Source organism: Pigmentiphaga sp. CHJ604 (assembly GCF_036972535.1).
Lineage (GTDB): Bacteria > Pseudomonadota > Gammaproteobacteria > Burkholderiales > Burkholderiaceae_B > Pigmentiphaga > Pigmentiphaga daeguensis.
The window spans coordinates 2,443,275-2,469,474 of record NZ_CP136998.1 but is presented as its reverse complement, the minus strand read 5'-3'; the positions used below and the strand labels follow the sequence as shown (position 1 = coordinate 2,469,474).

The window sequence follows — 26,200 nt, the reverse complement described above, 5'->3', positions numbered from 1 at the left end:
TCAACGGCCGGCCGCGCCGGACTCCCCGTCCGGCAGCACGCTCAATAGATTCGTCCCCGTACGCGACAGGTGCTGCCGCAGGATGTCGCACGCCAGTTCGGCATTGCGGCCCAGGGCGGCCTGGTAGATGGCCTCGTGCTCCGCCGGCACGTTCCGGTCGGGCGAATTGCTGGCCAGGAACAGGCGGCGGTAGCGGTCGCTCAGGTCATGCAGCGTATTGCAAAAACGCAGCAGCAGCGGCATGCCGCAGGCCGAAAACAAGGTGATGTGGAAGGTGCGGTGCGCCTTCTCCCAGGCCGGCAGCTTGTCGCCGCTGCGGTCCGCGGCCTCGAGCCGGCTCAACCGGTGGTACGCGGCCACCAGCGCATCTTCCCAGTTTTCGTCGCCGCGCCGGATCGACTCGCCCAGGGCCATGACCTCCAGGTTCATCCGCAGGGCCGTGACCTCGCGGAAATCGTCGGCCGAGACCGGCGCCACCCGGTAGCCCTTCTTGTCGTTGGTCACGACCAGCCCGTCGGACACCAGGCGCGTCAGCGCTTCGCGCAGCGGGCTCAGGCTGACGTCGTACTGCTCGCGCAACTCGTCCAGCCTGAGCTTGCTGCCGGGCAGCAGCGTGCCGCCAAGAATCGAACCCCGCAGGGCCTCGACCAGGGTGGTGGACAGCGTGGGGGCGCTTGCGGAAGACGTATCGGTCAGTGTGGTCATGCTGGAACTCGGAATGAAAGCGCGTGGCGCAACGTGCATTCTAGCGGCTTCGATACGTCCTCGTAAGAATTATCGATGAAAACAAAAAATTGAAGAAACAAAAAATAATCGATTACTATATTTAAATCGATCAAGGAGATTTCATGCAGCGCTCGCGTCCCGATCCGGATTTCGTCCAGCAAACCTTCGGCTCCTATGCCGACCCCCTCGCCACCAAGGAAGAGCGCGCCGCCAGCTACCGCCAGATGGCCGGTTTCCTGCCCCCGCGGGTCGAGGCCCGGCTGGACGTGACCGGCGCGCTGGATCCGCTCATGGTGGAGTTGCAGGAGAAGGTCCGGGCGCACGCGCTGGAGACCGCCCATTTCGACGACAAGCAGGTGCAGTTGCTGATCTTCGCCATGCTGGTGGCCGAGCTGAGCGACGCCGCGGTCATCCATGGCGTGGCCGCCCGCCGCGCCGGCGCGAGCTGGCACGAGATGCAGGCCGTGGTGAACCTGGCCTTCGTATTCCGGGGTGTCTCGGCCGCCAACCGCGGTGCCGAGATGCTGATCCGCATCGCCGAACGCGAGCGCGAACTGGCCGCCCAGGCCTGAACAAGGAACCCGCCATGCAAGCCTGCCCCGGCCCGGACCGCGATACCCGCGCGCCCGCCTTCGCCGTGCCCCCCGGCTCCTGCGACTGCCACGCCCATATCTTCGGTCCCCGGGGCCGCTTCCCGTTCTCGCCCGACCGCAGCTATACGCCGGAAGACTGCTCGGCCGACCAGTACCGCGACATGCTGGCCACGCTGGGATTCGACCGCGGCGTGCTGGTCCAGGGCGGCGCCCACGGCACGGACAACGCCGCGATGCTGGACGCCATGGAACGGCTCGGCCCCCGCATCAAGGGCATCGCTGTGCTGCCGCCCGGCACGCCGCTGCGCGAGCGCGAGGCGCTGCATGCGCGGGGCGTACGCGGCTTCCGGATGTCGACCGTGGTCTCCGGCGGCGTAGGCTTCGACCAGTTGGAAGCCCTGGCCGCCGAGGCCGACGAAATGGGCTGGCACCTGCTGCTGCACTTTCACCGTTCCGAGGAACTGGTGGCCGTCGCCGACCGGCTGCGCGGGCTGCGTTGCCACTACGTGCTGGATCACCTGGCGCGCATCCGCGCGGACGAGGGGCTGGATTCGGCGTCCTTCGCGACGGTGATGTCGCTGCTGGACACCGACCGCTGCTGGATCAAGCTGGCCAGCCTGTATCGATTGTCCAGCCAGCCCTACCCGCACGCCGACATGCTGCCGATGATCCACCGCGTGGTGGCCGCGCGCCCCGATCGCATGATCTGGGGCAGCAACTGGCCCCATCCCATCCATACCGGCCCGATGCCCAACGACGGCGACCTGGTCGACCTCATCCCGCTCTGGGTACCCGACGCGGCCGACCGCCACCGGATGCTCGTCGACAACCCGCAGGCGCTGTACGGCTTCGAGCCTGTGCCGCGGCAGGCGTGATCCGCGCCCCTTCCCCACCATAAATATCCAGGAGACCCCCCATGCCCTTGAACCCGCGCTTCCTGCTGGCCGCGGCCATGCTTGCCGCCGGCGCGTCCGCCCACGCCGCCTATCCCGAAAAACCCATCACCTTCGTCGTTCCCTTCCCGCCGGGCGGCACGACGGACATCATCGCCCGGTCGCTGGCGGCGCGCCTGGGAACGGAACTCAAGCAGACGGTGGTCGTCGAGAACCGTCCCGGCGCCGGCGGCAACATCGGCGCGCAGGCCGTCGCACGCGCCCAGCCCGACGGCTACACGCTGCTGCTGTCCACCGCCGGCCCGCTCAGCATCAACCAGCACCTGTACAAGAACCCCGGCTACGACCCGGCCACCAGCTTCGCGCCGGTCGCCCTGGTGGCCGCGGTGCCCATCATGCTGGTGGCCAATCCGTCCGCGCCGTTCAAGACGGTGGCCGAACTGGTGGACTACGCGCGCAAGCACCCGGGCAAGCTGTCGTACGGCTCGCAGGGCAACGGCACCACCAGCCATCTCACGATGGAACTCCTGAAGACCCAGGCGGGCATCGGCATCCAGCACATTCCCTATCGCGGCAGCGCGCCGGCGGCGACCGACCTCATGGGGGGCGTGGTGCAGGTGATGTTCGACAATTCCCCCAGCACGCTGCCCTTCGTCAAGGGCGGCAAGATGCGGGCGCTGGGTGTCGCTTCGCCCAGGCGCGTGAAGGGCATGGAGGACATCCCCACCGTGGCCGAGACGCTGCCGGGCTTTGCCTCCGAAGCGTGGTTCGGCCTGGTCGCCCCGGCCTCGACGCCGGCCGCCACGGTGGACACGCTGAACAAGGCCGTCAACAAGATCCTGTCCAGCGCCGACTACAAGCAGGAACTGGCGGCCTCGGGCACCGAGCCGCTAGGCGGCACGCCGGCGGACTTCGCCAAGTACCGCAGCGCCGAAGCGGCCAAGTGGGGAGAAATCGTGCGGGCCGCGGACATCCGCCTGGATTGATCCGGCGGATGCGGCGGGCGCGAGCCTAGCGCTCGTCGCCCAGGAACAGCGCGCGCACCTGGTCCGCGGTCGCCATCCTGCGCCCCAGCGCACCGGCGACCTCGGCCACCTGCCGCACCAGCGCGGCGTTGTCGCCGGCGACGGATCCATCGCGCAAGTACAGGTTGTTCTCGAACCCCACGCGCGCATGCCCGCCCAGCGCGGCCGCCGCCGCCGCGCAGGCGTGCTCGTGGCGGCCGAACGCGCACATGGCCCATGGATGGGCATGGTCGTAGGCGGCCAGGAAAGGCAGCAGGTCGGACGGCGACGAGGTCTGGCCGGCGCTGTAGCGCCCCAGCACGAACAGCACGAACCACGGCGCGTCGGGCACCACGCCCTGGCGGCGGTAGTCCATCCAGCGTTCGACGTCGCCGGTGTCGTACAGGATGACCTGGGTCATGACCCTTTCCCGGGCCAGCCAGGAAAACAGCGAGGCGACGCGGGCATCGGCCTGCGGGCCCAGCGCGATCTCGCGCAGCCCCACGGACACGGCCTCGGGCTTGACGGCCATCACCGAGGCGACCTGTTCGTCGGGAGCGTACACGCCCGCGGCTTCCGTGGTGATCTGCACCACCAGTTCGTTGCCCACGGCCTGGCGCACGGCGCGCGTGGCGGCCAGGTAGGCCTCGGGCTCCAGGCTGTGCGACTGGTCGGCCTTGCGCACGTGCATGTGCAGCATGGCCGCGCCGGCGTCCAGGCAGCGCTTGGCGGTCTCGGCCAGTTGGCCGGGGGTGACCGGCACCGCGGCGTGGTCGGCGGTCTTCTTGTAGGCCCCGTTGGGCGCCACGGTGACGATCAGCGGGGCATCCAGGCTGGACGGGGCGGAAGCGGGCATGTTCATTTTTCCTTCTCTCAGGCGCCGACCGGCTCGCGCATGGTGACGAACTCCTCGGCCGCCGTCGGGTGCAGGCCTATGGTCTGGTCGAACTGCCGCTTGGTCGCGCCGCATTTCATCGCGATGGCCAGGCCCTGGATGATTTCGGGGCCATCGGGGCCGACCATGTGGCAGCCCACCACCCGGTCGCTGGCGTCGTCCACGACCAGCTTCATCATGGTCTGTTCGTCGCGGCCCGACAGCGTGTTCTTCATCGGCCGGAAGCGCGAACGATAGACGCGGACCTTGCCGTAGCGCTTGCGGGCATCTTCTTCGGACAGGCCGACCGTGGCCACCGGCGGCTGGCTGAATACGGCCGCGGGCACGTTCTCGGCATCGGCCTGCATGGGATTGTCGTTGTACAGCGTCTCGGCCAGGGCCCGCCCTTCGGCGATGGCCCAGGGCGTCAGGTTCAGGCGGTCGGTAACGTCGCCGACGGCGTAGATGCTGGGCACGCTGGTGCGCGACTGGCCGTCCACCTTGATCTCGCCGCGCTCGCCCAGCGCCACGCCGCAGGCCTCCAGCCCCAGGCCGCGGGTATTGGGCGCGCGGCCCGTGGCCATCATCGCCTGGTCGACCATCAAGATCTCGCCATCGTCGATCTGCACGGCGATGCGGCCGTCGCGCCGCGCCATTCCCACCACGCGGGTGTGCGGCCGGATGACGACGCCGCGCCGCTGCAGCCCTTCGGCCACGCTCTGGCGGATGTCCTGGTCGAATCCGCCCAGCACCTGGTCACGCCGGATGGCCAGGGTCACGCGCGCGCCGGCGCCGCGGAAGATGCCCGCGAATTCCAGCGCGATATAGCCGCCGCCCACGATCAGCACGTCATCCGGAAGCTTGTCCAGCGACAGCGCCTCGTTCGAGGTGATCGCCAGTTCGATGCCGGGGATGTCGGGCAGCACGGGATGGCCGCCGGTGGCGATCATGATGCGCTCGGCCGTATGGCGCTTGCCGGCGACCTCGACCGTATGCGGGTCCACCACTACGGCCCGGCCTTCGATCAGCGTCACGCCGGCCTGGTCCAGCATCCGGCGGTAGATGCCTTCCAGGCGATCGATCTCGCGGTTCTTGGCGGCCACCAGGGCGCCCCAGTCCAGGCTCGCGTCCGGGACGCTCCAGCCGTAGCCGGCCGCGTCCTGGAAGGCATCGGCGAACTGCGAGCCGTACATCAGCAGTTTCTTGGGCACGCAGCCGCGGATGACGCAGGTCCCGCCCACCCGGCCGTCCTCGCAGATCGCCACGCGGGCGCCGTACGACGCGGCCCGGCGCGAACCGGCCACGCCGCCCGAACCGGCGCCAATGGTGATAAGGTCGTAGTCGAACGCAGGCATCAGGCAGGTCTCCGCGACAAGATCGTATACGTAGGCCCTGGATCATAACCCGCACGGCCCACGCCGCCGAACCCCATGACCGACCCCCACCGAGACATTTCCGCCCCCACGCTGGACTACTACGAACGGAACGCCGCCGCCTTCTGGGAGGGCACGCGCGACCACGACGTCGGGCAGAACATCGACGCGCTGCTGCGGCACCTCGCCGCGCCCCCGCCCCTGGCCATCCTGGACTTCGGGTGCGGGCCGGGCCGCGACCTGAAAACCTTCCGCGAGCGCGGCCACGAGGCCGTGGGCCTGGACGGCTCGCCGTCCTTCGCCGCCATGGCGCGCTCGCACAGCGGCTGCGAGGTATGGTGCCAGGACTTCCTGGCGCTGGACCTGCCCGCCGGCCGCTTCGACGGCATCTTCGCCAACGCCTCGATGTTCCACATCCCCAGCCAGGACCTGCCGCGCGTGCTGGCGGCGCTGCGCGGCACGCTCAAGCCCGGCGGCGTGCTGTTCTGCTCCAACCCGCGCGGCAACAACGAGGAAGGCTGGAACCGGGGCCGCTACGGCGTCTACCACGACCTGGAGCAATGGCGCCGCTACCTGGACGCCGCCGGCTTCGACGAACTCGAACATTATTACCGGCCCGCCGGCCTGCCCCGCGCCCAGCAACCCTGGCTCGCCACGGTCTGGCGGCGCCGGGCCGCGCCGATGGAGTAGACTCGGCCCCCTTCGCCCTTGCCTTTTCCCGCCGTGACGACTGCCGACGACATCCTGCACTGGAACGATCCCGAACCCCGCGAGGCGGCATGGCTGTCGGCCGGGGGGCATCCTCCTCCCCGGCGCGTCGCGGCCGCCGACGACCGCATGCCGGCCGACCAGGCATACCGCCTGGCCTGCGAAGGCACGGCGCTGTTGTGGCGGGGCGACTTCCAGAACGCCCGCCTGTTGCTGCAGGCCATGGCGCGGCGAGCGGACCGCCGGCCGTTCAAGCCGGGCGCGACCATCACCCAGACCTTCCATCTGTACCGGCAGGCCCAGTTGCAACGGGCACGTGCGCTGGGCATGCTGCTGGTACCCCTGGACGCGGATTTCGGCATTCCGCTGCGGCGGGCGCCCGACGTGCGGCAGGCCTGCCGGGAAGCCTACGGCGAGATCGGCCGCGACGCCGTGGTCTCGCTGCGTGAATTGCAGGGCGTGGTCGGCGCCCACGAATGGCGCAAGAAAGGCGTGCCCGTGGCGGCGCTCGGCGCCCGCATCCATCCGCATCACGGAGTCTTCTCGCCGATACGCGGCGAATACGTGGATCTGGTGGCCCAGGCGCCGCTGCCCGGCCAGGACACCGCCTTCGACATCGGCACCGGCACCGGCGTCCTGGCCGCCGTGCTGGCCCGGCGCGGCGTGCGCCGCATCGTGGCGACCGACGCCGATCCCCGCGCGCTGGCCTGCGCGCACGAAAACATCGACCGGCTCGGCGTGGCGGACCGTGTCCGCGTCGAAGCGGCCGATCTCTTTCCCCCGGGCCGCGCGCAACTCATCGTCTGCAACCCTCCCTGGGTGCCCGGCCCCGCGCACGCAGGCCTGGACCGCGCGGTCTTCGACCCCGACAGCCGCATGCTGCGCGGCTTCCTGGCCGGGCTGGCCGCACATCTGGCACCGCAAGGCGAAGGCTGGCTGATCCTGTCGGACCTGGCCGAACACCTGGGCCTGCGCTCCCGGGACGAACTGCTGTCCCTGGTGGAGAACGCCGGCCTGCGGGTGATCGACCGGATCGAGACCCGCCCCCGCCATCCCAAGGTCCGGGACGGGAACGACCCGCTGCACGCGGCCCGGGCCGCCGAAACCACGGCGCTGTGGCGGCTCGCGGCGCGCTAGACGAACCACTTCCACGCACGCACCAAGGAGCTTCCATGATCAAGCACATCGCCATGTGGCGCTTGAAACTCGAGGAAGGCGAGACCCGCGAATCGGTCTTCGCCATCATCCGCGAAACCATCGCGGCACAGCGCGGACGCATCCCGGGCCTGCTGGAATCCGAGGCGGGCCTGAACTTCAGCACGTCCAGCAAGGCGCTGGACGTCGTGGTCTACACGGTATTCACCGACCGCGACGCACTGCAGGCCTATCACGCCCATCCGGTCCACATGGAAACGCGCGCCAGGATGGATCGCTATCTCAGCTCCGGCTGCATGGTCGACTACGAAATCGCCTGATTCCCTCGCCGCGCCCACGCCCGAGGCGCGGCTCCCCTCCCCCTTTCGGCCTAGTTCCGGCCCGCCGTTTGCCATATTCAGCGGCCTGCGGTTCCTCCCTACCATCCCCTGCACGAACCCCTGATCCGATTCGGACCGCGGTTCAACACCAGTCCGCGTCGCACGGCCCACCCTCTTTCACCAGGATGGTCCGCGCGCCGCGCATTCATGGCATGCGCCCCCAGGGGGGGACGTCAGGGAGCACGATGATGAAACTGTTTTCCAGGAATGGATTGATGGCGCTGCTGGTCGCGGGATTCCTCGCGGGCTGCGGCGGAGACGGGGCGGTCACCTCGAGCGGCGGAGGCGACCCGGGCACCCCGCCGCCGCCCGACCCCTACGCCGACAGCACCGCCAAGCCGCCCGCGCCGATCACCGATCCCACCATCACGGCGGCCGGGTCCGTCGCCGCTAGGACCGATGGCAGCGGCCTGTTCGACATCAACATCGCGGGTTTCGCCGCGCCGACCGCCACGACCTTGTCGGCCCGGCAGTTGTCCATGCGCTCCGGTCCCAACAAGTTTGCGGCCACCCGCGCGAACCTGACGCGCGCGGGCGTTCCCGACCTGGAAGCGGATGACTTCGTCGTGGTGGAGAACGGCATCGTCAAGGGCCACACCGTGCGCCGCATCGGCGAGGATTCGACGCGAGCCAAGGCGGACGTGGTGTTCGTGTTCGACACGACGGGCAGCATGAGCGGCGCCCTCAAGAGCGTGCAGACGTCCATCATCGAGTTCGCCGACTTTCTCGGCAAGAGCGGCCTGGACGTCCAGCTGGGCGCGGTCACCTTCGGCGATGCGTTCGACACCAAGACCACCGGCTCCCCGCGCCTCGGCACGGGCAGCACCCAGCCGCCGGCCTTCGACCCGAGCGAACGCCAGGTCTTCGCGCCCACCACCGATTTCGCCAAGTTCAAGCAGTTCATCACCGAGGAAACCGCGACGGGGGGCGGCGACGGCCCCGAGAACGGAGTCGGCGCACTGCAGTTCGCCTACGACAAGACGCCCTGGCGTACCGGCGCACAACGCGTGCTGATCGTGGTCACCGATGTGGTATCGCACAACGGATCGACCTATTCCGAGGCCAGCATCAGCGGTCGCTGGATCCCTCCTCTGGCGGCCGATCTCATCACCAAGCTCAAGGGCAAGGCTGTCGTGCACGTGGTATCGCCGGCGATCGACAATCCGCGGCAGCACACCGACATGAAGGTTTTCGCGGGCGCCGCGGGCACCGGCGGAGCCTACTTCGAATGGGACGAAAAGGAATTCAGCCTGATCGACCTGCCCATCGCCGAAGTCGCGGCCGGCGGCTACATCGTCACCTATCGCGGCAAGGCGGACGGCAAGCCCAAGACCGTACGCGTGGTCATCAACAACGGCACGGACATCCGCGGGGAGATCACGCTTACGGCGGAGTATTGAGCCTCGGGGGGTCTTGAAGAGCGGAAATATTCGCAGATTCAGATTGATCACGAACCCGCGATATTGGGGATGGTACGGAGTTCGCGCCATCCTTCGCCAGGGTCATACTGGTGTTGGGTGCAGTCATTTGCCGCTCTGTCGAGCGGCTTTTTCTTATGAGGACCTGGCGGCGCCCGGGTAACCCAGGCGATGGGACAGGGTTGCGGCGGCCTGGCGGACCGCGGTGGCTATGGGGCCGGCGGGGTCGGAATCGAAGCGGGCGCTGTTGCCCAGGGCGGTGATGGCCAGCACCATGCGCGAGTCGTAGTCGAAGACGGGGGAGCTGACCGAGTCCACGCCGGGCAGGACGTCGCCGGTGACTCGGCCCAGGTGCAGCGCGCGCACGCCGTCCAGCAGTTCCGCGACTTCCCGGTCGTCCGAGGGGTATGCGCCCTCGGCCGCCCGCTCCTTCAGCTCTTCCTCGACCAGCGACGCTGTCAGCGGCGGCTCCATGAAGGCGGCGAACACCCGCCCGGTGGCCGACGACAGCAACGGCAGGACCGACCCGGGGCGCACGTTCACCATGACCGGCCGGGGCGAGTCGCGCCACTGCACCACGGTGGGCCCGCGGTTGCCCCAGACCGCCGCCAGCACGGTCTCGCCCAGCGCGTTGCTGAGCTCGTCCAGCAGCGGCGTGACCAGCCGGACGGCGTCCAGGGAGGCCAGGCTGGCCAGGCCGATGCGCAGCGCGCCGCGCCCCAGGCTGTAGCGCCCCTGCGGATCCTGCTCCACGTAGCCGCGCTTGACGAAGCTGGCCAGGTAGCGATGCACCTTGGCCGGATGCATGCCGGCCGCCAGGGCGACTTCCTTGAGCATCATGGGGCGAACGACGTCGGCGAAGGCGTCGAGCACCGTCAGGCCGGTTTCCAGCGCCTGCACTCCGCTGCCCGCGCGCGCGGGCGCCTCGTCCTCGCCCGCGTCCGTTCTTTCCTTGGTGGCCACGCCGCCCTCGCACGATTACGTTTAACGTAATCCTAGCACGCATGACGTAATTACTTGACGCCGCAGCCAACAAAAATTACGCTTAACGTAAACGTATTACTTTCAACGTAAATCCCGCTCCCCTACCGAAGACGACCATGACCACGCCTGCCCACCCCGCCGAAACCGCCGCCAGCACCGGCTACATGTCGGGCTTCGGCAATGAGTTCGCCACCGAAGCCCTGCCAGGCGCCCTGCCCGTGGGACGCAACTCCCCGCAACGCGCCCCTTACGGACTGTATGCCGAGCAATTGTCCGGCACGGCCTTCACCGCGCCGCGCAGCCACAATCGCCGGTCGTGGCTGTACCGGATACGTCCCGCCGCGGTGCACCTGCCCTTCGAACCCATGGAAAGCCCGCGCCTGGTGAGCGATTTCAGCCAGGTACCGCCGACTTCGCCCAACCAGTTGCGTTGGGATCCTCTGCCCATGCCGCAGGCGCCGACCGATTTCGTCGACGGCTGGATCACCATGGCGGGCAACGGTTCGGCCGACGCCATGCAGGGCTGCGCCATCCACCTTTACGCCGCCAACCGCTCCATGCGGGACCGCTATTTCTACAGCGCCGACGGCGAACTGCTGATCGTGCCGCAGCAAGGCCGCCTGCGCATCGCCACCGAGCTGGGCGTGATCGACCTCGAACCGCAGGAGATCGCGGTCGTGCCGCGCGGCTGCCGCTTCCAGGTGTCGCTGCCCGACGGCGAGGCACGCGGCTACATCTGCGAAAACTTCGGCGCACTGCTGCGCCTGCCGGACCTGGGGGTGATCGGCTCCAACGGCCTCGCCAACCCGCGCGACTTCCTGACGCCCCGCGCCGGCTATGAAGACCGCGAAGGCCGCTTCGAGCTGGTGGCCAAGTTCGGCGGCCGCCTCTGGCGCGCCGACATCGGCCATTCGCCGCTGGACGTCGTGGCCTGGCACGGCAACTACGCCCCCTACAAGTACGACCTGCGGCGCTTCAACACCATAGGCTCGATCAGCTACGACCATCCCGATCCGTCCATCTTCCTGGTGCTGCACGCCCCCAGCGACACCCCGGGCGTGGACTCGCTGGATTTCGTCATCTTCCCGCCGCGCTGGCTGGCGGCCGAGGACACCTTCCGCCCGCCCTGGTTCCACCGCAACGTGGCCAGCGAATTCATGGGCCTGGTGCACGGCGCCTACGATGCCAAGGCCGAGGGCTTCGTGCCGGGCGGCGCCAGCCTGCACAACTGCATGACGGGCCACGGCCCCGACGGCGACACCTTCGAGAAAGCCTCGCGCGCGGACACCTCCCGGCCGCACAAGGTCGGCGATACGATGGCGTTCATGTTCGAGACCCGCCACGTCATCAAGCCCACCCGCTACGCGCTGGACACGGCCCAATTGCAAAGCCAGTACTTCCAGTGCTGGCAGAACCTGACCAAGCATTTTTCCCCGGAGACCCGATGAACCCCGCCGATCCCACGATCGCCCCCGGCCTGAAAAGCTGGGTCGAGTCGGCCAATGCCGCCGACAGCCACTTCCCCATCCAGAACCTGCCCTACGGCGTATTCAAGCCGTCCGCGGACGCCGACGCCCGGGTGGGCGTGGCCATCGGCGACCAGATCCTGGACCTGGCCCGCCTCGAACAGACCGGCCTGCTGCGCACGCCCCGCCCCCTGTTCGCCGCGGGCAGCCTGAACGCCTTCATGGCCGCCGGCCGGGACACCTGGCGCAGCGTGCGCGGCCAGGTCAGCACGCTGCTGGCCGCCGATACCGCCACCCTGCGCGACGACGCCGCGGCGCGCGCCCGGGCGCTGGTGCCGCAGGCAGGCGCCACGTTGCTGCTGCCGGTCGAGATCCCCGGCTATACCGACTTCTATTCCTCGAAGGAACACGCGACCAACGTCGGCGCCCTGTTCCGCGATCCCAAGAACGCGCTGCTGCCGAACTGGCTGGAGATCCCCATCGGCTACAACGGCCGCGCCTCGTCGGTGGTCGTCAGCGGCACGCCCGTGCGGCGTCCCAACGGGCAGATCAAGCTTCCCGACCAGGAAAGGCCGGTGTTTTCGCCCTGCCTGAAGCTGGACTTCGAACTGGAGACCGGCTTCTTCGTCGGCGTGCCCAACGGCATGGCCGAACCGGTGTCCAGCGACGAGGCCGAATCGCGCATCTTCGGCATGGTCCTGCTGAACGACTGGAGCGCCCGCGACATCCAGGCCTGGGAATACGTGCCGCTGGGCCCCTTCAACGCCAAGGGCTTCGCCACCACCATCTCGCCCTGGGTAGTCACGATGGACGCCCTGGCCCCCTTCCGCACCCGGCAGCCCCGCCAGGAACCCGAACCCCTGCCCTACCTGCGCCACGACGGCCAGCACGCCTTCGACATCCACCTGGAAGTCTCGCTGCGCCCGCAAGGCCGGGAACAGGCCGCCACCCTCGCCGCCACCAACTTCAAGTACATGTACTGGACGATGGCTCAGCAACTGGCGCACCATACGGTGTCCGGCTGCAACACCCGGGTGGGGGACCTGATGGGATCCGGCACGATCAGCGGGCCCGACGCCGGCTCGTACGGGTCGCTGCTGGAACTTACCGTCAACGGCAAGCATCCGGTGGACATCGGCGGGGCGACCCGCGCCTTCATCGAGGACGGCGATGAAGTCATCCTGACCGGCTGGTGCCAGGGCGACGGCTACCGCGTAGGCTTCGGCTCGTGCGCCGGCACCATCCTGCCCGCTTTGCCCTAAGCATGACAATTCCAAGGAGACAAGCATGAAAAATACGTGGACGACGGCACTGGCGGCTTCGACGCTGGTCCTCTGGACCGGCGCGGCCGCGGCGGCCGACGCCTATCCCTCCAAGCCCGTCCGTTGGATCGTTCCCTACGCGGTGGGCGGCGGCTCCGACTTCCTGGCCCGCACCATCGGCGCCCAGTTGTCCGAGATCATCAAGCAGCCCGTCGTGGTCGACAACAAGCCCGGCGGCAACACGGCCATCGGCGCGGTCGAGACGGCGCGCGCCGCGCCCGACGGCTACACGGTGCTGTCGGCCGACAACGGCACGCTGGTGTTCAACCCCGCCCTGTACAAGAACCTGAGCTACAACCCCACGCGCGACCTGGCGCCCGTCACGCTCATGGGCAAGTTCCCCATGATCCTGATCGTGGGGCCGAGCACCGAGTTCAAGGACGCCAAGGATTTCATCGCCAAGGTCAAGAGCCAGCCTGGCAAGTACAGCTACGCCTCGGCCGGCGCGGGCAGCCCGCACCACCTGGCCATGGAGCTCTTGAAGGAACGCACCGGCATGCGCATGCTGCACATCGCCTATCGCGGCGCCGCGCCCGCGCTGGTCGACGTGGCGGGCGGCCAGTTGCCGGCCATGATGACCGACCTCGCCGCCGGCAACGCCTTCATCAAGGGCCACAAGGTCCGTCCGCTGGCCGTGGCCAACCCCACGCGCCTGCCGCAGTTGCCCGACGTGCCCACCTTCGCGGAACTGGGCATCCAGGGCGTGGAAGCCTCGGCCCAGGTCGGCATGGTCGCCCCCGCGAACACACCGCCCGAGGTCATCGCCACGCTGCAGAAACAAGTCACCGCCGCCATCAAGACCCCGGCCGTGAACAAGAAGCTGGTCGAGTTCGGCATCGAGCCCGTCGGCAGCACGCCCCAGGAATACGCCGCCCTGGTCAAGAGCGAAAGCGACCTCTGGCAAAAACTGATCCGCGACCTCAAGATTACCCTGGACTGATTCGCTACCACCCAGGATGCGGCGGATCTGGCTTTGCCAGTCCGCTCGCATCGCCCCCTGGGGGGCGCGCGTCAGCGCGTAGGGGGGGTCATGCCAATGCGTCGGGATAGGGACTGGTGTCGATGTGATGGAGCATGTCGCGCGCCAGGGCCTGCATCATGTCGGCCTTGACCCCCGCATACCCGGCATCGTCCCACAGGTTTCTGGCCTCGATGGGATCCCGTTCCAGGTCGTACAGCTCGCCCCACTCGGCGCCGTCGTAGATCGTCAGGCGATAGCGGTCCGAACGCAGGGTACGGCAGCGGATGCGAGCGTCGAAGCCCAGGATGACGCGCTGGCCCTCTTCCTCGATCATCAGGTGTTCGCGCACGCGCTCGGCCTTGCCGGCCATGACGTCCAGCAGGCTCTTGCCCTGGATGCCATTGAAGCCGGCCACGCCCGCGCGCGCCAGGATCGTGGGCGCGACGTCGATGGTGCTGGCCAGTGCGCTGCCGGCGCCCCGCACCGGCTGCCGCGGGTCATGCCAGATGAACGGCACCCGCACCAGGCCGCGATAGTGGATGGGGCCCTTCAGCATCAACTGGTGGTCGCCCAGATAGTCGCCGTGGTCGCTGGTGAAGATCACCACCGTGTCGTTCTCCAGCCCCAGCCGCTTCAGCGCCGCCAGTACCCGGCCGATCTGGTGGTCGATGTTGGTGATCGACCCGTAGTTCAGCGCCAGCGCCTCCTTGGCCTCGCGTTCGGTGCAGGCGAAGATGGCGGGCGTGTGCTTGACCGCCTTGCCGCTGTCGCGCTGCCGGTACAGCCATTCGACATGGGGCAGCGGCGCCTCGCCGGTGTGGAAGGACGGCGGCAGCTCCATTTCGTCGGGGTCGTACATGTCCCAGTACTTGCCCGGCGGCGTGAAGGGATGGTGGGGATCGGGGAACGAGCACTGGATGAAGAACGGCTGGCCGCCGGCGCGCTCCAGGCGCTCGATGGTGCGGTCGGCGATGTAGGCGCTGGGATAGAGCTCCTCGGGCACCGCCGTGCGCCAGGCCTGGCCGAACGAGGTCAGCACGTAGTCCGGCGCGGGCGTGGCGGCCTTCGGCCCGATCAGGGCCTCCACCTCGGGATGGTGCCGGCGCAGCCATTGGCGGTAGTGGCCGTGGACGGAGTCGCTGTGATCGTCCACCAGGTCCACGTCCTCGAAGCCGTAGAACGGATAGTCGAGGTCGTAGCCCTCCTGGGTCAGCCACTTGTTGCGGTTCTCCTGGTCGTAGCGCCCGGGCCCGCGCACCTTCGCCTCGCGCGCCAGCCGGTCGGCGGGATTGGGCGGCCACGGCGGCGGATTGTCCGTCATGTTCTGGAAATGCGCCTTGCCCACCAGCGAGGTGCGGTAGCCGGCCTGGCGCAGCACGTCCACGAAGGTGGCCGATTGCAGGTCGAGCGGAATGCCGTTGTGGCGCGCGCCATGGGCCGAGGGGTAGCGCCCGGTCAGCAGGCTGGCGCGGTTGGGCATGCAGATGGGCGTGGCGACGTGCATCTCGTCGCCGCGCCAGCCGGCGGCGGCCAGCGCGTCCAGGTTGGGCGTGGCGACGACACGGTTGCCATAGGCGCCCAAATGGTCGGCGCGATGCTGGTCGGTGATGAACAACAGGAAATTGACGGGGCGTTGCGATTGCGGCATCGGGGATTCCATCGAAGCGTAGTCGGCCGGGCTCATTCGGCGGTGGCGCCGGAAATCTGCACCGCCCGCTTCCACTTGGGCATGTCGGCGGCGATCTGGCGGCCCATGTCGGCCGGGCTCATCGGGCGGGGCACCATGCCCAGCTCGGCCATGGTCTGCGCGAAACCCGGCTTGTCCAGCGCCTTGCGCACGTCGGCATTGATCCGGTCGACCACGGCGGCGGGCGTGCCGGCCGGCGCCGTCAAGCCCATCCACGAGGTCACGGACACCTCCGGCGCCACGTCCTTGAACAGCGGCACGCCGGGCAGCGTGGGGAACGGCTCGGGGTTGGCCACGGCCAGCACGCGCACCGCGCCCGACTTGATGAACGGCGCCGCGGGCGCGATGCCGCCCATCATCAGCGGCACGTGTCCGGCCGCCAGGTCGGCCATGGCGGGACCGGCACCCTTGTAGCCCACGTGCACCACGTCCAGGTGGGCGGCCGCCTTCAGCAGTTCCATGCCCATGTGATGGACCGTGCCCGACCCGGGCGAGGCATAGCTGTACTTGCCGGGCGTCTTGCGGATCAGCGCCACCGCTTCCTGGAACGTCGTCGCCGGGAACGACCGGTGCGCCAGCAGCACCACGACGTTGTCGGCCACCATCGCCACCGGCGCGAAGTCCTTGACCGGGTCGTAGGGCAGTTGCTTGAACAGAAAGCTGTTCACGCCATGCGTGTTCGAGGTCGCCATCAGCAGCGTGTAGCCGTCGGGCGCGGATTTGGCCACCGCCTCGGAGGCGATCAGGCCGGAGGCGCCGGGCTTGTTTTCGACGATGACGGTATAGCCCTGCTGCTCGGACATCACGCGCGCCAGTTGCCGCGTCATCACATCCACGGCACCGCCCGGGGCGAAAGGCACGACGATGCGCACGGGACGGGACGGAAAGGCCGCCGGCTGCGCGGCGGCGGTCGCGGCCACGGCGAATGTGGCACAGGCCGCGACGAGGATACGGGTCGCACCCATGTTGTCTCCTTGCATGATGGATTTGTGCCCGGAGTATGGATGCAAGGGCCCGGACTGGATAATGACTAATGGGCCCGCTGCCATGAATTCTGGTTATTCCGGCCGCCGGCCGACCGCCTGGGCCGCATGCCTGAGGCAGGACAGGAAATCCTCCAGCACGGGCGTCGGCATCGTGCCCGCCCGCCGCAGCACGCCCACCGTGGCCCGGCGTCCCAGCGCCAGAGGCAGGACCTTCAGCCGCTCCAGCCGGGACAGCGCCTGCACCACGGCGTCCGACATCACCGCCAGCATCTCGTCGTCCTGCAGCAGCGAGGCGATCAGCACCACCGACGAGGCCTCGATGGCGGCGCGCGGCGGCGGCTCGCCCACCGCGGCCAGGGCCAGTTCCATCTCGCGCCGCAGGGGCGTGCCCGACTGGGGCATCGCCCAGGGATAGTCGCGGGCCTGGGCCCAGCTCACCTTGCGCAGCCGCGCCAGCGGGTGGCCCCGGCTGGCCACCACGCATATGCCTTCATCCAGCAGCGGCTCGGCCACGACCGCCGGATCGACCGGCGCCTCGATGCGGGACACGATGCAATCGAGCCTGCCCTCCTTGAGCTGGGGCAGCAGCTTCTCCAGCGAATTCTCGTGGACGACGGTGCAGATGCCCGGCCGCAGGCGGCGGTAGTTGCCCAGGCAGGCGGGCAGCAGTCCGCTGGTCCCGATGGGCGTGGTGCCGACCAGCAACTGCCCGTCCGAGCCGTCGCTCATCGCGCGCAGCGTCTCGCCGGTGCGTTCCAGCTCCCCCAGCACCACCCGCGCGTGCTCGACCAGCGTATCGCAGAAACGCGTGGGCACCAGCCCGCGCGAGTGCCGCTCGAACAGCTCCACGCCCAGGTCGGTTTCCAGCTCGCGCAGCCATTTGGACAGCGCGGGCTGGGTCATGTGCATCCGCGCCGCGGTCAGGCTGAGGTTGGCCGTATCGTGAAGAGAGACCAACACATACAGTTGCCTGACACGCAGGCGTTGAATCCAGTCCATGAAACCTCCGCACCCCGACGACGCCTCATTCTGGCACAGCCGGGGGGCGGAGGCCCCGAGGGATGCGGCGGCTACGCCGCCTGCGGCGCCATGGGCACGAATGCGTCGCAATGGAAGCGGTCGGTGGCCAATCCCCGCTCGTGCACGAAGCCCTGGCGCGCCGCGCTTATCATCGCGGGCGAGCCACAGGCATAGACCTCGTGATCCGCCAGCGAGGCGAAGTCGTCCATCACCGCCTGGTGGACGAACCCGCGGCGGCCCTGCCAGCCTTCGTCCGGCGGGCTGTCGGACAGCACGGGCACGAAGCGGAACCAGCCGTGCTTGTCGGCCCATTTGCGCGGCAGGTCCGCCAGGTACAAGTCCTCTTCCCGGCGCGCGCCCCAGTAAAGCGTCATCGGCCGCTCGAGCTTGCGCTTGATGGCGTCCTCCACCATGGACTTGATGGGGGCGAAACCCGTGCCGCTGGCCACCAGCACCGCCGGCCGGCCGGTCTCGCGCAGGTAGAAATCGCCGAAGGGCAGCGACACGTCCAGCAACTGGCCGGCCTGCACCGACTCCGCCAGGTAGCCCGAGAACTTCCCGCCTGGAACGTGGCGGATGTGCAGCTCCACGCCGTCGCTCTGCTGCGGCGGATTGGCCATCGAGAAATGGCGTATGGTGCCGTCCGCCATCCGCACGTGCAGGTACTGCCCCGCCTTGAAGCGCACCCGCGTGCCGGCGGGAAAACGCAGATGCAGCACCGTCACGTCGTGGGCGGCGCGCGCCAGCCGGTAGACCTTGGCGGCCACGGTCTTGCTGGCGGCGGGATCGCGGCGCTCGATGTCGCGCACCGCCACGTCCAGGTCGGAACAGGGCCGGGCCTGGCACAGCAGCGTCCCGCCCTCGCGCCGCTCGTCGTCGTCCAGCACGCCCTCGCCGGCGCCGCCGCGGACGTCCCCGCGCACGATGCGGCCCCGGCAACTGCCGCAGATGCCGGTGCGGCAGGAATACGGGATCTCGTAGCCGGCGGCCAGCGCGCCGTCCAGGACGGTCTGGCCGTCCTCGCAGGGAAATTCGATGTCTCGTTGATCGATGCGTATGGTGTATTGCATGGATTCCATCCCGGTCCGGCGGACCTAGTGATCGGCCAGCCCGGCCAACAGGCGCACGGTACGCAATACCGCGGCCGGGTCGGCCGTGCCCTGTCCGGCGATGTCGAAGGCGCAGCCGTGCCCGACGCTGCTGAAACGCACGCCGCCGCCCAGGGAAAGCGCGCTGGCCTGGCGGGGGCTCAGCAGCTTGACGGGAATGTGCCCCTGGTCGTGGAACATGGCCAGGTACACGTCATGCCCGCGTTGCGCCAGCATCAGGTCTGCTCCTTGGGGACCGTCCACCTCCAGGCCCATGGCGCGCAGGCGCGCCACCGCGGGCTCGGTGATGGCCTGGTCCTCGTCGCCGAACAGACCGCCCTCGCCCGCGTGCGGATTGATGCCGAAAATGCCCAGGCGCGGCCGCTCGATGCCGATCGCCCGCGCGCCGTCGATGACGGCCAGCGCCGCGTCCACGACCAGTTGCGTGTCCAGCCGGGCCAGTGCCTGCCGCACCGGTTCGTGCAGCGTCACGTGGCCGATCCTGAGGTCGGGCGTGACCAGCATCAGGAACACCCGGTCGGCCGGCGTCCCCGTCAGTTGCGCGATCAGCCCCGGATAGCCCGAGAACGCAATGCCGGCCCGCGCCACGGATGTCTCCGAATGCGGACAGCCGACCACGGCATCGACCAGGCCGGCGCGGGCCAGCCGCACCGCCTCGCGCACGTAGGCCACCATGGCCGCGCCCGCGGCGGCGCGCACCTCGCCCGGCCGATACTCCGACGGCGGCAGCGCCGCCACCTCGGCCCACGACACCTGGTCCGGCAGGCGCGCCGCGCCCGGGTCGAAGGCCGCCAGCGCCATGCCGGGAGCGTGGCGCGCCACCTGCTCGCGCAACACGAAGCCATCGCCCACCAGCACGCAATCGACCGGGGCGCCGCGCAGCGCGTGGACGGCCTTGACGGCGATCTCCGGGCCGATGCCGTTGGCATCGCCCAGCGCGATGGCAATGCGCTTGCGCACGGTTCCGGCGGATGGTCGGGCGTCGGCGCTCATAGCGGTATCGCCAGCAGGGTATCGAAGTTCCGGCTGTCGCAGATGACCAGCCGCTCGGCGAAGCTCAACTGCCCGTCCGCGCCCTCGACCACGCGATCCTGGTAGCGGCCCGAGGCGAACACCTCGGTGGCGCCGTCGCGCATGATGCGCACCACGAGGAACGGCGTCTCGACGCTGGCCACCCCGTCCTGCACGCCCAGCATGAACGGCAGTCCGACGATGTGGCGATAACGGTGGCGCTCGTAGACGTTGGCCTCGCGCAGCGCCGATACGCGGTCCCGCAGCATGGCGCGCGTGTCGGCATAGATCACGCCCGCCTGCATGCCCGCCGCGTGGTTCTCGGCGGTATTGATGACGTACAGGCAGCGCTCCTGGAAGAACGCCGGCCAGGCCTCGACCTCGTCGTTGTCGATGCAGCGCGCGTAGGCGGCGTTCAGCGCGCCCAGCCGCTCTTGCGTAAATTCGGCCATGCTCTTCAGATCTCCATATAGCCGCGATAGGCGTTCCAGAAACCGCGCACCGACGCTTCGGTGGTGCGGTTCTCCTGCGTCTCGATGCCGCTGCCTCCCATTTCCAGCACGGCCGCCTGGCCATCGCTGCCCGCGATGCCGCGCTGCACGAAGCCACCCACCGCGCCATCCTCCATGGAAACGAATCCGGCCGGCCCGGTCAGGTTGGACTGCTTCAACCGCATGCGCCGCAGCTCCGGCGTGTCGTCCTGGAACCCCAGGTAGGTCCAGTTCAACACCGTCCGGTCCAGCCCGTCCGGCAGGATCTGGCGAATCGCCAGGGTGTTCTGGATCTGCGCCAGCACGAAGCCGGGGAACACCGACAGGATCTGCAAGGTCACGCCGTCGCCGAACTCGTCGCAGCCGTCCAGCATGCTCGGGTCGGCCAGCGCATAGCCCTCCTTGTCCGAGCGCAGTTTTTCGGCGCTGTATTCGGCATTGGGCTGCGGCTGGTGCGAGACCTTGGAATAGCTGACGTGGTGGGCGCCGGTCTCGCTCACGATCACCCCGCCCTTCTGCGACAGGCGGTTGATGTTGAAGGTGGTGAAGAACACGTGCAGCAGGCTGGCGTGGTAGGAGTCCTTGACGTTCTCCATGTACAGCTTCCAGTTGTTCGGAATGGTCTGCTTGAAGCGGCCGATCACCTCCACCGGCTTGCACAGCACGCGCTCGATACGCTCCAGGATCTCGTCGCCCAGGTACTCCTCGATCGGCGGCACGTCCTCGTCCAGGCTGCCGAACACCATGCCCGCCACGCTGGCGGTGCGCAGCTTGCGCGGGTGATGGTCTTCCATGCGGAACTCCGGCGGCATGCCGCCCTTGCCGTTCACGCCCTGCTGGAACGCGACGCCGCGCAGGTTGCCCTGCAGGTCATAGCGCCAGGCGTGGTAGACACAGGCGAAATCGCGCGTCTTGCCTTCGTCCTCGAGCGCGATCAGCGCGCCGCGGTGGGCGCAGCGGTTTTCGAAAGCCTGCAGTTCGCCGTCCTCGTCGCGGGCCACGATGACCGGCATGGCGCCCACGAAGGTGGTGCGATAGGAGCCGGGCTCGGGAATCTCGGCCTCCAGGCACAGGTAGTTCCAGGTCGGCCCCTGGAAGACGCGCCGTTGCTCGGCCTCGTGGATTTCCTGGTCGCGGTAGAGCCAGTAAGGCACGCGGGTCAGGCCCGGCTCCCAGGTCCGCCGGGATTCTTGGGTTTCGCTGTGGGACATGGACTTCCTCGTTGCTGCAAGCATCAGTTGATGGTGACGTCGGCCGTGTCGATGGCCTGCTTCCACTTGGCGCGCTCGGCGCGCATGAATTCGGCCATCTGGGCCGGCGTGTCGCCGACGACTTCGGCGCCTTGCTCGATGAACTTCTGCCTGACGTCGGGCATCTTCAGTACCTCGACGATGGCGGCGTTGAGCTTGCGTACCACCTCGGGTGGCGTGCCGGCCGGCGCGACCACGCCGAACCAGGTGCTGACGTCGAAGCCGGGCAGCCCCGACTCGGCCAGCGTCGGCGTCTTCGGCAGCAAGGGGCTGCGCTGCGCGCTGGTCACGGCCAGGATGCGCACCTTGCCCGACTCATGCTGGCGAAAGGTCGAACTGATGTTGTCGAAGAAGGCGTCCACCTGTCCGCCCATCAGGTCGGCCAGCGCCGGCGCCGTGCCCTTGTACGGCACGAACACGAAATCTAGGCCGGCCTGGGCCGCGACCAGGGCACCCGTCAGGTGCGAGGTCGTGCCGTTGCCCTGCGTCGCCACGGTCACCTGCCCGCCGTTCTTGCGGGCATAGCCGATGAAATCCTGCGCCGACTTCACCGGCAGGCCGGTCTTGACGGCCAGCACGTTGGGCACGCGCGCCAGCACGGTCACCGGCGCGAAGCGCTCGGGATCGAACGGCAGGTTCTTGTACAGATACTGGTTGATGGTCAGCGGCGCCGGCGGCGTGGCCATCAGCGTGTAGCCGTCGGGCGCCGCCTTGGCCACCATGTCGGCGCCGATATTGCCGCCCGCGCCCGGCCGGTTGTCGATGATGACGGGCTGGCCCCATGCCGCGTTGAGCTTCTCGCCGATGATGCGGGGCAGCACATCGGCCGTGCCCCCGGCCGAGAAAGGCACGACGATGCGTACCGGGCGATTGGGGAAAGCGCCGTCGTCGGCCTGCGCCGGGCTGGCGATCGCCGCCCATACCGCGACGGCACAGGCTGTCCATGCAGTTTGTCTCATCCTTGACCTCGTTTGGATAAATCGAACAGAAAGTCGCAAAGCGAACGTTAGTTCGCAGATATCCCACGATCAAGAAAAGTGGTTAGAATGTTCGCAAAACGAACACCTCGCGACCATGAGCACCGTGCCCGAACCCCGCAGCAAGGAAGACAAGGAATACGTCGCCGGCCTGGAGAAAGGCCTGGCGATCATCGAGGCCTTCGGCCTGCGCAGCGGCCCGCTCACCCTGAGCGAGGCGGCCGAGATCACCGGGCATCCGCGCGCCACGGCGCGCCGTTCACTGCTGACGCTGCAACGGCTGGGCTATGTGGAAAGCGACGGCAGGTACTTCCGGCTGGCGCCCCGCGCGCTGCGCCTGGGGCACGCCTATGTCAGCTCCAGCCCCCTGCCCAAGCTGGTCCAGCCGGTGCTGGAAACCATCAGCGAGCGCACCAAGGAATCCAGTTCCCTGGCCGTGCTGGACGGCGGCGAAGTCGTCTTCGTGGCGCGCGCCGCGACCCGGCGCAGCCTATCGGACGGCCTGGGCATGGGCTCGCGCCTGCCCGCCCATTGCGCGGCCACCGGACGCGTGCTGATGGCCGCCCTGCCGGACGAGGAAATCGCGCGCCTGCTGGGCCGCATGCCGCGGCGCGCGCTCACGCCCCGCACCCGCACGGGGATCCCCGAACTGACGGCGGTGCTGGAGGAAACGCGGCGCCTGGGTTATGCCACCAGCGACGAGGAACTCGAACTGGGCCTGCGCTCCATCGCTGTTCCCATCCACGATCAGGCCGGACGCACCGTCGCGGCGATGAGCCTGGTAGCGGGCACCGGCCGCTATACGCTGGACAGGATGGTGGAGGTCCTGCTGCCCGAACTGCTGGGTGGCCGCCGGATGCTCAGCGCCATGCTCTAGCGCAGTGCCTAGGCCACCGCCTGCTTCACGCGGTCCCGCCCGGCCAGCTTGGCCAGATAAAGCGCCCGGTCGGCCCGGCGGAACACGTCGTCGAAATCCCGGTCGCGCGGCTCGCAGCTGGCCACGCCTGCCGAAATCGTGATGGGCACCGGCGCGCCGTCGATGCTGAAGCGGCTGTCCGCCACGGCGACGCGGATACGCTCGAGCGCCGCGACTGCCGCCGGCAGGTCCAGGTCGTCCATCAGCACCACGAACTCCTCGCCGCCCGTGCGCGCGACCAGGTCGCCCTTGCGCGCCGCCTGTTTCAGGCAATCCGCGGTGAAGGCCAGCACCTCGTCGCCCACGCCGTGGCCGTGGGTGTCGTTGATCCTCTTGAAATGGTCGATGTCGATCACCCCGACCGCCAGGCCGGCGCCGGTCGCCCGCGTCCGGCGGAACGCCATGTTCCCGTCCTCGACCAGCGTGCGCCGGTTCGGCAGGCCGGTCAGGTAGTCGGTGGCCGCCGCGATCTCCAGTTGACGCTTCACCCGTTCGGCGCAAAGCAGGACGAACGCCGTGGTGCCGATCACCGGCAGCAGGGCCACGAACATGGGCGAGACCAGATTGATGCCGTAGTCGTTGGTCGCGATCGTGGCCTCGCGCGGCACGTCCAGATGCAGGTAGACGGCCACCCGGCCGATGACGTAGACGACGACCAGGCCATAGATCACGATCAGCATGCGCCGGCTGCGGGACTCGTCCTCGGTGCGCATCTCGTGCAGCAGCCACATCGACCGGAGCAGCAGCAGCGACCAGGCGGCCGACGTCAGCCCGATGCGGCAGATGAAGCACGGCTCGATGGCCGACAGCCAGAACGTGCCGGCCACCGCGGCCGTGGCGATCACGATGTCCACCGGCGACGAACGGCGGCCGTAGAAACGCTCGAACGCCCGGTGGTAGGAACCCAGGCCGAACAGCAGCGTGCCGTTCGCCAGGGTCACCATGACCGGCATGGGCATGCCGCTGCCGAACGCGAAGAAGCCGCTGCCCAGGGCGACCAGGGCCGTTCCGGTCAGGGCCTGTGCGCGGGAGCGCCGATCGGCGGCATCATGTCGAGCACGTCGGACAGGCCGCCGGCATCGCAGGCCTTGCCGAAATACCATCCCTGCAGCAGGTCGCACCCCATGCGGGACAGGAGCCTGGCCTGTTCCGCGGTTTCCACGCCCTCGGCGGTCACCGTCTTGCCCAGGCTGTGCGCGATGTCGATGATGCCCCGCACGATGGCCTGGTCCTCGGCCGACGCCACCAGGTTGGCGACGAAGCTGCGGTCTATCTTCAGCCGGTCGATGGGCAGCAGGCGCAGGTGCGTCAACGAGGCATGGCCCGTACCGAAATCGTCCAGGGCGATCTCCACGCCGGCCTCGTGCAGCCGGCGCAGGCCGTCCTCCACCCGCTTCTGGTTCAGGCCCAGGAACATGCTTTCCGTCACCTCGACACAGAACCGGTCCGGCCCGATCCCGCTGTCGCGGACCAGCACGAAGAAGCGGTCGAGAAAGGCCTCGGAACGAAAATCGGAGTTCGTCAGGTTGATCGCCACGCGCCCGAGCCGGATGTTCCTCGCGTACAGCGCGTCCACGTCCCGGAACACTCGCTCGAGCATGAACATCCCCAGCGCCGCGCGGACCGCGGGATCGGCGAAGCCTTCCTGGAACGCGGCCGGCGGCAGGAGGCCGCGCTGCGGATGCCGCCACCGCATCAGCGCCTCCAGCGCGACCTTGCCGCCCGGCGCGACGGGAACGATGGGCTGGTAATGCAATTCGAACGCGTCGCGCCGCAGCCCCGTCTCGATCTCGGCCAGGAGCTCCGACTTGCGCTCCGCCACTTCCCTGAGCTTGGGCTGGAAGCATTCCAGGCGGTCGCGGCCCAGCGACTTGGCATGGTAGAGCGCCAGATCGGCGGCCCGGAACATGCTTTCGCTGTCCTCGCCATGCCCGGGAAACGCGGACACGCCCAGGCTGGCCGAACAGCGCCGCGACGTCTCGGCGATGCGCAAGGGATCGCGCACGCTTTCCAGCGCCCGCTCGAATACCTCGGTGGCCTCGTCGTCCGTCGCGCCGGCCAGGACCAGTCCGAACTCGTCACCCCCCATCCGGGAAACCGACAGGCGCGGGTCGTCCACCGCCCTCAGCCGCCGGGCCACCTCGCGCAGCAATTCGTCCCCGGCCAGGTGGCCGAAGAAATCGTTGATTTCCTTGAAGGCGTCGACGTCCATCAATCCCAGGTGAAAGCCCGTTCCTGTCCGCCGGCACTCGCCGACCAGCGACGCCACGTGCTGGTGGAACCAGCTGCGATTGGGCAGCCCCGTCACCGGATCGACATAGGCGATGCGACGCAGGCTCTCCTTGCTGGTCCTCAAGGCGTCCTCGAGCAGCTTGCGCTCGGTGATGTCCAGGCAGATCGAGGTGTAGCTGTCCACCGTGCCGTCCGGCAGGACGCGGGGCACGATGGTCGTTTCCATCCAGTAGAGCGAGCCGTCCTTGCGCTGGTTGCAGATCTCGCCATGCCAGACGCGGCCTTGGGCGATCTCGCGGTACATGGCGCGGAAGAACGCCGTGCCATGCAGGCCGGACTTCAGCATCCGGTGGTTGGAGGCGAGCAATTCCTGCCGGGTATAGCCGCTGATCTCGCAGAACCGCGCGTTGACATAGGTAATCGTGCCCCGGGCATCGGTACTGGCCACGATGGCGGCGCAGTCCAGCGCGTAGCGTATGAAATCCGTCTCCGGCTCCAGGCCGCCCGGGAACCTCGCGTCGTTGGCGGGTTCCCTCGTGCCGACTTTCCGCCGGCTGTTGTTGTACTGCGGGGGCACGCGCTCCCTCCTCCACGGCTGGGCCGGTCTTCCCCCGAAAGGCGCGAAGCCGATCCGGCGCGCAGGGGGAAGGACGATCCGCCCGAT

The 26,200-nt window shown here is 68.8% G+C and carries 25 protein-coding genes; 11 read left to right on the top strand and 14 right to left on the bottom strand.

The features are described 5' to 3' along the window. A complete protein-coding gene (locus R4823_RS11880; RefSeq protein WP_087841229.1) occupies nucleotides 1-705 on the bottom strand; it encodes a GntR family transcriptional regulator in 705 nt (234 codons plus the stop codon). 143 nt (nucleotides 706-848) lie between these two features. On the opposite strand from R4823_RS11880, the gene R4823_RS11875 reads away from it, so the two are divergent. The 3 genes from R4823_RS11875 to R4823_RS11865 are packed head-to-tail and all read left to right on the top strand — an operon-like array spanning nucleotide 849 to nucleotide 3,198. After that, a complete protein-coding gene (locus R4823_RS11875) occupies nucleotides 849-1,298 on the top strand; it encodes a carboxymuconolactone decarboxylase (RefSeq protein ID WP_087841228.1) in 450 nt (149 codons plus the stop codon). A gap of 14 nt (nucleotides 1,299-1,312) precedes the next feature. Then, nucleotides 1,313-2,194: an amidohydrolase family protein gene (locus tag R4823_RS11870; RefSeq protein ID WP_338618753.1), complete on the top strand. Its 882-nt coding sequence runs from the start codon at nucleotides 1,313-1,315 to the stop codon at nucleotides 2,192-2,194. 41 nt (nucleotides 2,195-2,235) lie between these two features. Then, a complete protein-coding gene (locus R4823_RS11865) occupies nucleotides 2,236-3,198 on the top strand; it encodes a tripartite tricarboxylate transporter substrate binding protein (RefSeq protein WP_087841226.1) in 963 nt (320 codons plus the stop codon). 25 nt (nucleotides 3,199-3,223) lie between these two features. Here the strand turns inward: R4823_RS11865 and R4823_RS11860 are convergent, their stop codons facing one another. Further along, on the bottom strand, nucleotides 3,224-4,078 hold the full coding sequence (locus R4823_RS11860; protein WP_087841225.1) for a 3-keto-5-aminohexanoate cleavage protein: 855 nt from the start codon (nucleotides 4,076-4,078) through the stop codon (nucleotides 3,224-3,226). A gap of 11 nt (nucleotides 4,079-4,089) precedes the next feature. Further along, nucleotides 4,090-5,445 carry a glutathione-disulfide reductase gene (gene gor, locus R4823_RS11855; RefSeq protein WP_087841224.1) on the bottom strand — a complete coding sequence of 452 codons (1,356 nt, stop codon included), beginning with the start codon at nucleotides 5,443-5,445 and terminating at the stop codon, nucleotides 4,090-4,092. 75 nt (nucleotides 5,446-5,520) lie between these two features. Between gor and R4823_RS11850 the strand changes: the two genes are divergently transcribed. The 4 genes from R4823_RS11850 (at nucleotide 5,521) to R4823_RS11835 (ending at nucleotide 9,106) form a co-directional block, all read left to right on the top strand. Then, nucleotides 5,521-6,153: a class I SAM-dependent methyltransferase gene (locus R4823_RS11850; RefSeq protein ID WP_087841223.1), complete on the top strand. Its 633-nt coding sequence runs from the start codon at nucleotides 5,521-5,523 to the stop codon at nucleotides 6,151-6,153. Between the two features lie 54 nt (nucleotides 6,154-6,207). Further along, the gene (locus R4823_RS11845) at nucleotides 6,208-7,308 is read left to right on the top strand and encodes a class I SAM-dependent methyltransferase (RefSeq protein WP_243724619.1); all 1,101 of its coding nucleotides are present in this window, start codon (nucleotides 6,208-6,210) and stop codon (nucleotides 7,306-7,308) included. A 35-nt stretch (nucleotides 7,309-7,343) separates the two neighbouring features. Next, nucleotides 7,344-7,646, top strand: a complete 303-nt coding sequence (locus R4823_RS11840) for a Dabb family protein (RefSeq protein ID WP_087841222.1) — start codon at nucleotides 7,344-7,346, stop codon at nucleotides 7,644-7,646. Between the two features lie 245 nt (nucleotides 7,647-7,891). Further along, nucleotides 7,892-9,106, top strand: a complete 1,215-nt coding sequence (locus tag R4823_RS11835; RefSeq protein WP_279818419.1) for a VWA domain-containing protein — start codon at nucleotides 7,892-7,894, stop codon at nucleotides 9,104-9,106. A gap of 153 nt (nucleotides 9,107-9,259) precedes the next feature. Here R4823_RS11835 and R4823_RS11830 read toward each other — a convergent pair whose 3' ends face one another. Continuing rightward, nucleotides 9,260-10,087 (bottom strand): IclR family transcriptional regulator, encoded by an 828-nt coding sequence (locus R4823_RS11830; RefSeq protein WP_087841220.1) that lies wholly within the window; start codon nucleotides 10,085-10,087, stop codon nucleotides 9,260-9,262. 137 nt (nucleotides 10,088-10,224) lie between these two features. On the opposite strand from R4823_RS11830, the gene hmgA reads away from it, so the two are divergent. From hmgA to R4823_RS11815, 3 genes are read left to right on the top strand one after another with little or no spacing between them, the layout of a single operon-like run. After that, the gene (hmgA, locus tag R4823_RS11825; protein ID WP_087841219.1) at nucleotides 10,225-11,556 is read left to right on the top strand and encodes a homogentisate 1,2-dioxygenase; all 1,332 of its coding nucleotides are present in this window, start codon (nucleotides 10,225-10,227) and stop codon (nucleotides 11,554-11,556) included. Further along, a complete protein-coding gene (gene fahA / locus R4823_RS11820; protein ID WP_279818422.1) occupies nucleotides 11,553-12,836 on the top strand; it encodes a fumarylacetoacetase in 1,284 nt (427 codons plus the stop codon). The genes hmgA and fahA overlap by 4 nt, the downstream gene beginning before the upstream one ends. 25 nt (nucleotides 12,837-12,861) lie before the next feature. Then, the gene (locus R4823_RS11815; protein WP_279818423.1) at nucleotides 12,862-13,836 is read left to right on the top strand and encodes a tripartite tricarboxylate transporter substrate binding protein; all 975 of its coding nucleotides are present in this window, start codon (nucleotides 12,862-12,864) and stop codon (nucleotides 13,834-13,836) included. A gap of 88 nt (nucleotides 13,837-13,924) precedes the next feature. On the opposite strand, the gene R4823_RS11810 is transcribed toward R4823_RS11815, so the two are convergent. The 8 genes from R4823_RS11810 to R4823_RS11775 all read right to left on the bottom strand — a co-directional run bounded on the left by R4823_RS11810 (nucleotide 13,925) and on the right by R4823_RS11775 (nucleotide 22,370). After that, the gene (locus R4823_RS11810; protein WP_279818424.1) at nucleotides 13,925-15,505 is read right to left on the bottom strand and encodes a sulfatase-like hydrolase/transferase; all 1,581 of its coding nucleotides are present in this window, start codon (nucleotides 15,503-15,505) and stop codon (nucleotides 13,925-13,927) included. A gap of 32 nt (nucleotides 15,506-15,537) precedes the next feature. Beyond that, the gene (locus R4823_RS11805; protein ID WP_279818425.1) at nucleotides 15,538-16,509 is read right to left on the bottom strand and encodes a tripartite tricarboxylate transporter substrate binding protein; all 972 of its coding nucleotides are present in this window, start codon (nucleotides 16,507-16,509) and stop codon (nucleotides 15,538-15,540) included. A gap of 93 nt (nucleotides 16,510-16,602) precedes the next feature. Further along, nucleotides 16,603-17,529: a LysR family transcriptional regulator gene (locus R4823_RS11800; RefSeq protein ID WP_279818426.1), complete on the bottom strand. Its 927-nt coding sequence runs from the start codon at nucleotides 17,527-17,529 to the stop codon at nucleotides 16,603-16,605. A 71-nt stretch (nucleotides 17,530-17,600) separates the two neighbouring features. Beyond that, a complete protein-coding gene (locus tag R4823_RS11795; RefSeq protein WP_243724611.1) occupies nucleotides 17,601-18,629 on the bottom strand; it encodes a 2Fe-2S iron-sulfur cluster-binding protein in 1,029 nt (342 codons plus the stop codon). A gap of 15 nt (nucleotides 18,630-18,644) precedes the next feature. Further along, entirely contained in the window at nucleotides 18,645-19,652 is a 1,008-nt protein-coding gene (locus tag R4823_RS11790) for a 4-hydroxythreonine-4-phosphate dehydrogenase PdxA (protein ID WP_279818428.1), read from the bottom strand. Next, a complete protein-coding gene (locus tag R4823_RS11785) occupies nucleotides 19,649-20,122 on the bottom strand; it encodes an aromatic-ring-hydroxylating dioxygenase subunit beta (RefSeq protein WP_087841212.1) in 474 nt (157 codons plus the stop codon). Before R4823_RS11785 ends, R4823_RS11790 begins: the two co-directional genes overlap by 4 nt. A 5-nt stretch (nucleotides 20,123-20,127) precedes the next feature. Next, nucleotides 20,128-21,372: an aromatic ring-hydroxylating dioxygenase subunit alpha gene (locus R4823_RS11780; protein WP_087841211.1), complete on the bottom strand. Its 1,245-nt coding sequence runs from the start codon at nucleotides 21,370-21,372 to the stop codon at nucleotides 20,128-20,130. A 23-nt stretch (nucleotides 21,373-21,395) separates the two neighbouring features. Further along, nucleotides 21,396-22,370: a tripartite tricarboxylate transporter substrate binding protein gene (locus R4823_RS11775; protein WP_087841210.1), complete on the bottom strand. Its 975-nt coding sequence runs from the start codon at nucleotides 22,368-22,370 to the stop codon at nucleotides 21,396-21,398. Between the two features lie 115 nt (nucleotides 22,371-22,485). On the opposite strand from R4823_RS11775, the gene R4823_RS11770 reads away from it, so the two are divergent. Next, complete coding sequence (locus R4823_RS11770; RefSeq protein WP_087841209.1) at nucleotides 22,486-23,265, top strand: IclR family transcriptional regulator C-terminal domain-containing protein; 780 nt, start codon at nucleotides 22,486-22,488, stop codon at nucleotides 23,263-23,265. Between the two features lie 8 nt (nucleotides 23,266-23,273). Here the strand turns inward: R4823_RS11770 and R4823_RS11765 are convergent, their stop codons facing one another. Together R4823_RS11765 and R4823_RS11760 are read right to left on the bottom strand one after the other, a co-directional pair. Beyond that, nucleotides 23,274-24,263: a GGDEF domain-containing protein gene (locus R4823_RS11765; protein WP_279818433.1), complete on the bottom strand. Its 990-nt coding sequence runs from the start codon at nucleotides 24,261-24,263 to the stop codon at nucleotides 23,274-23,276. 53 nt (nucleotides 24,264-24,316) lie between these two features. Further along, nucleotides 24,317-26,113: an EAL domain-containing protein gene (locus R4823_RS11760; protein WP_338618751.1), complete on the bottom strand. Its 1,797-nt coding sequence runs from the start codon at nucleotides 26,111-26,113 to the stop codon at nucleotides 24,317-24,319. Between the last annotated feature and the right edge of the window lie 87 nt (nucleotides 26,114-26,200).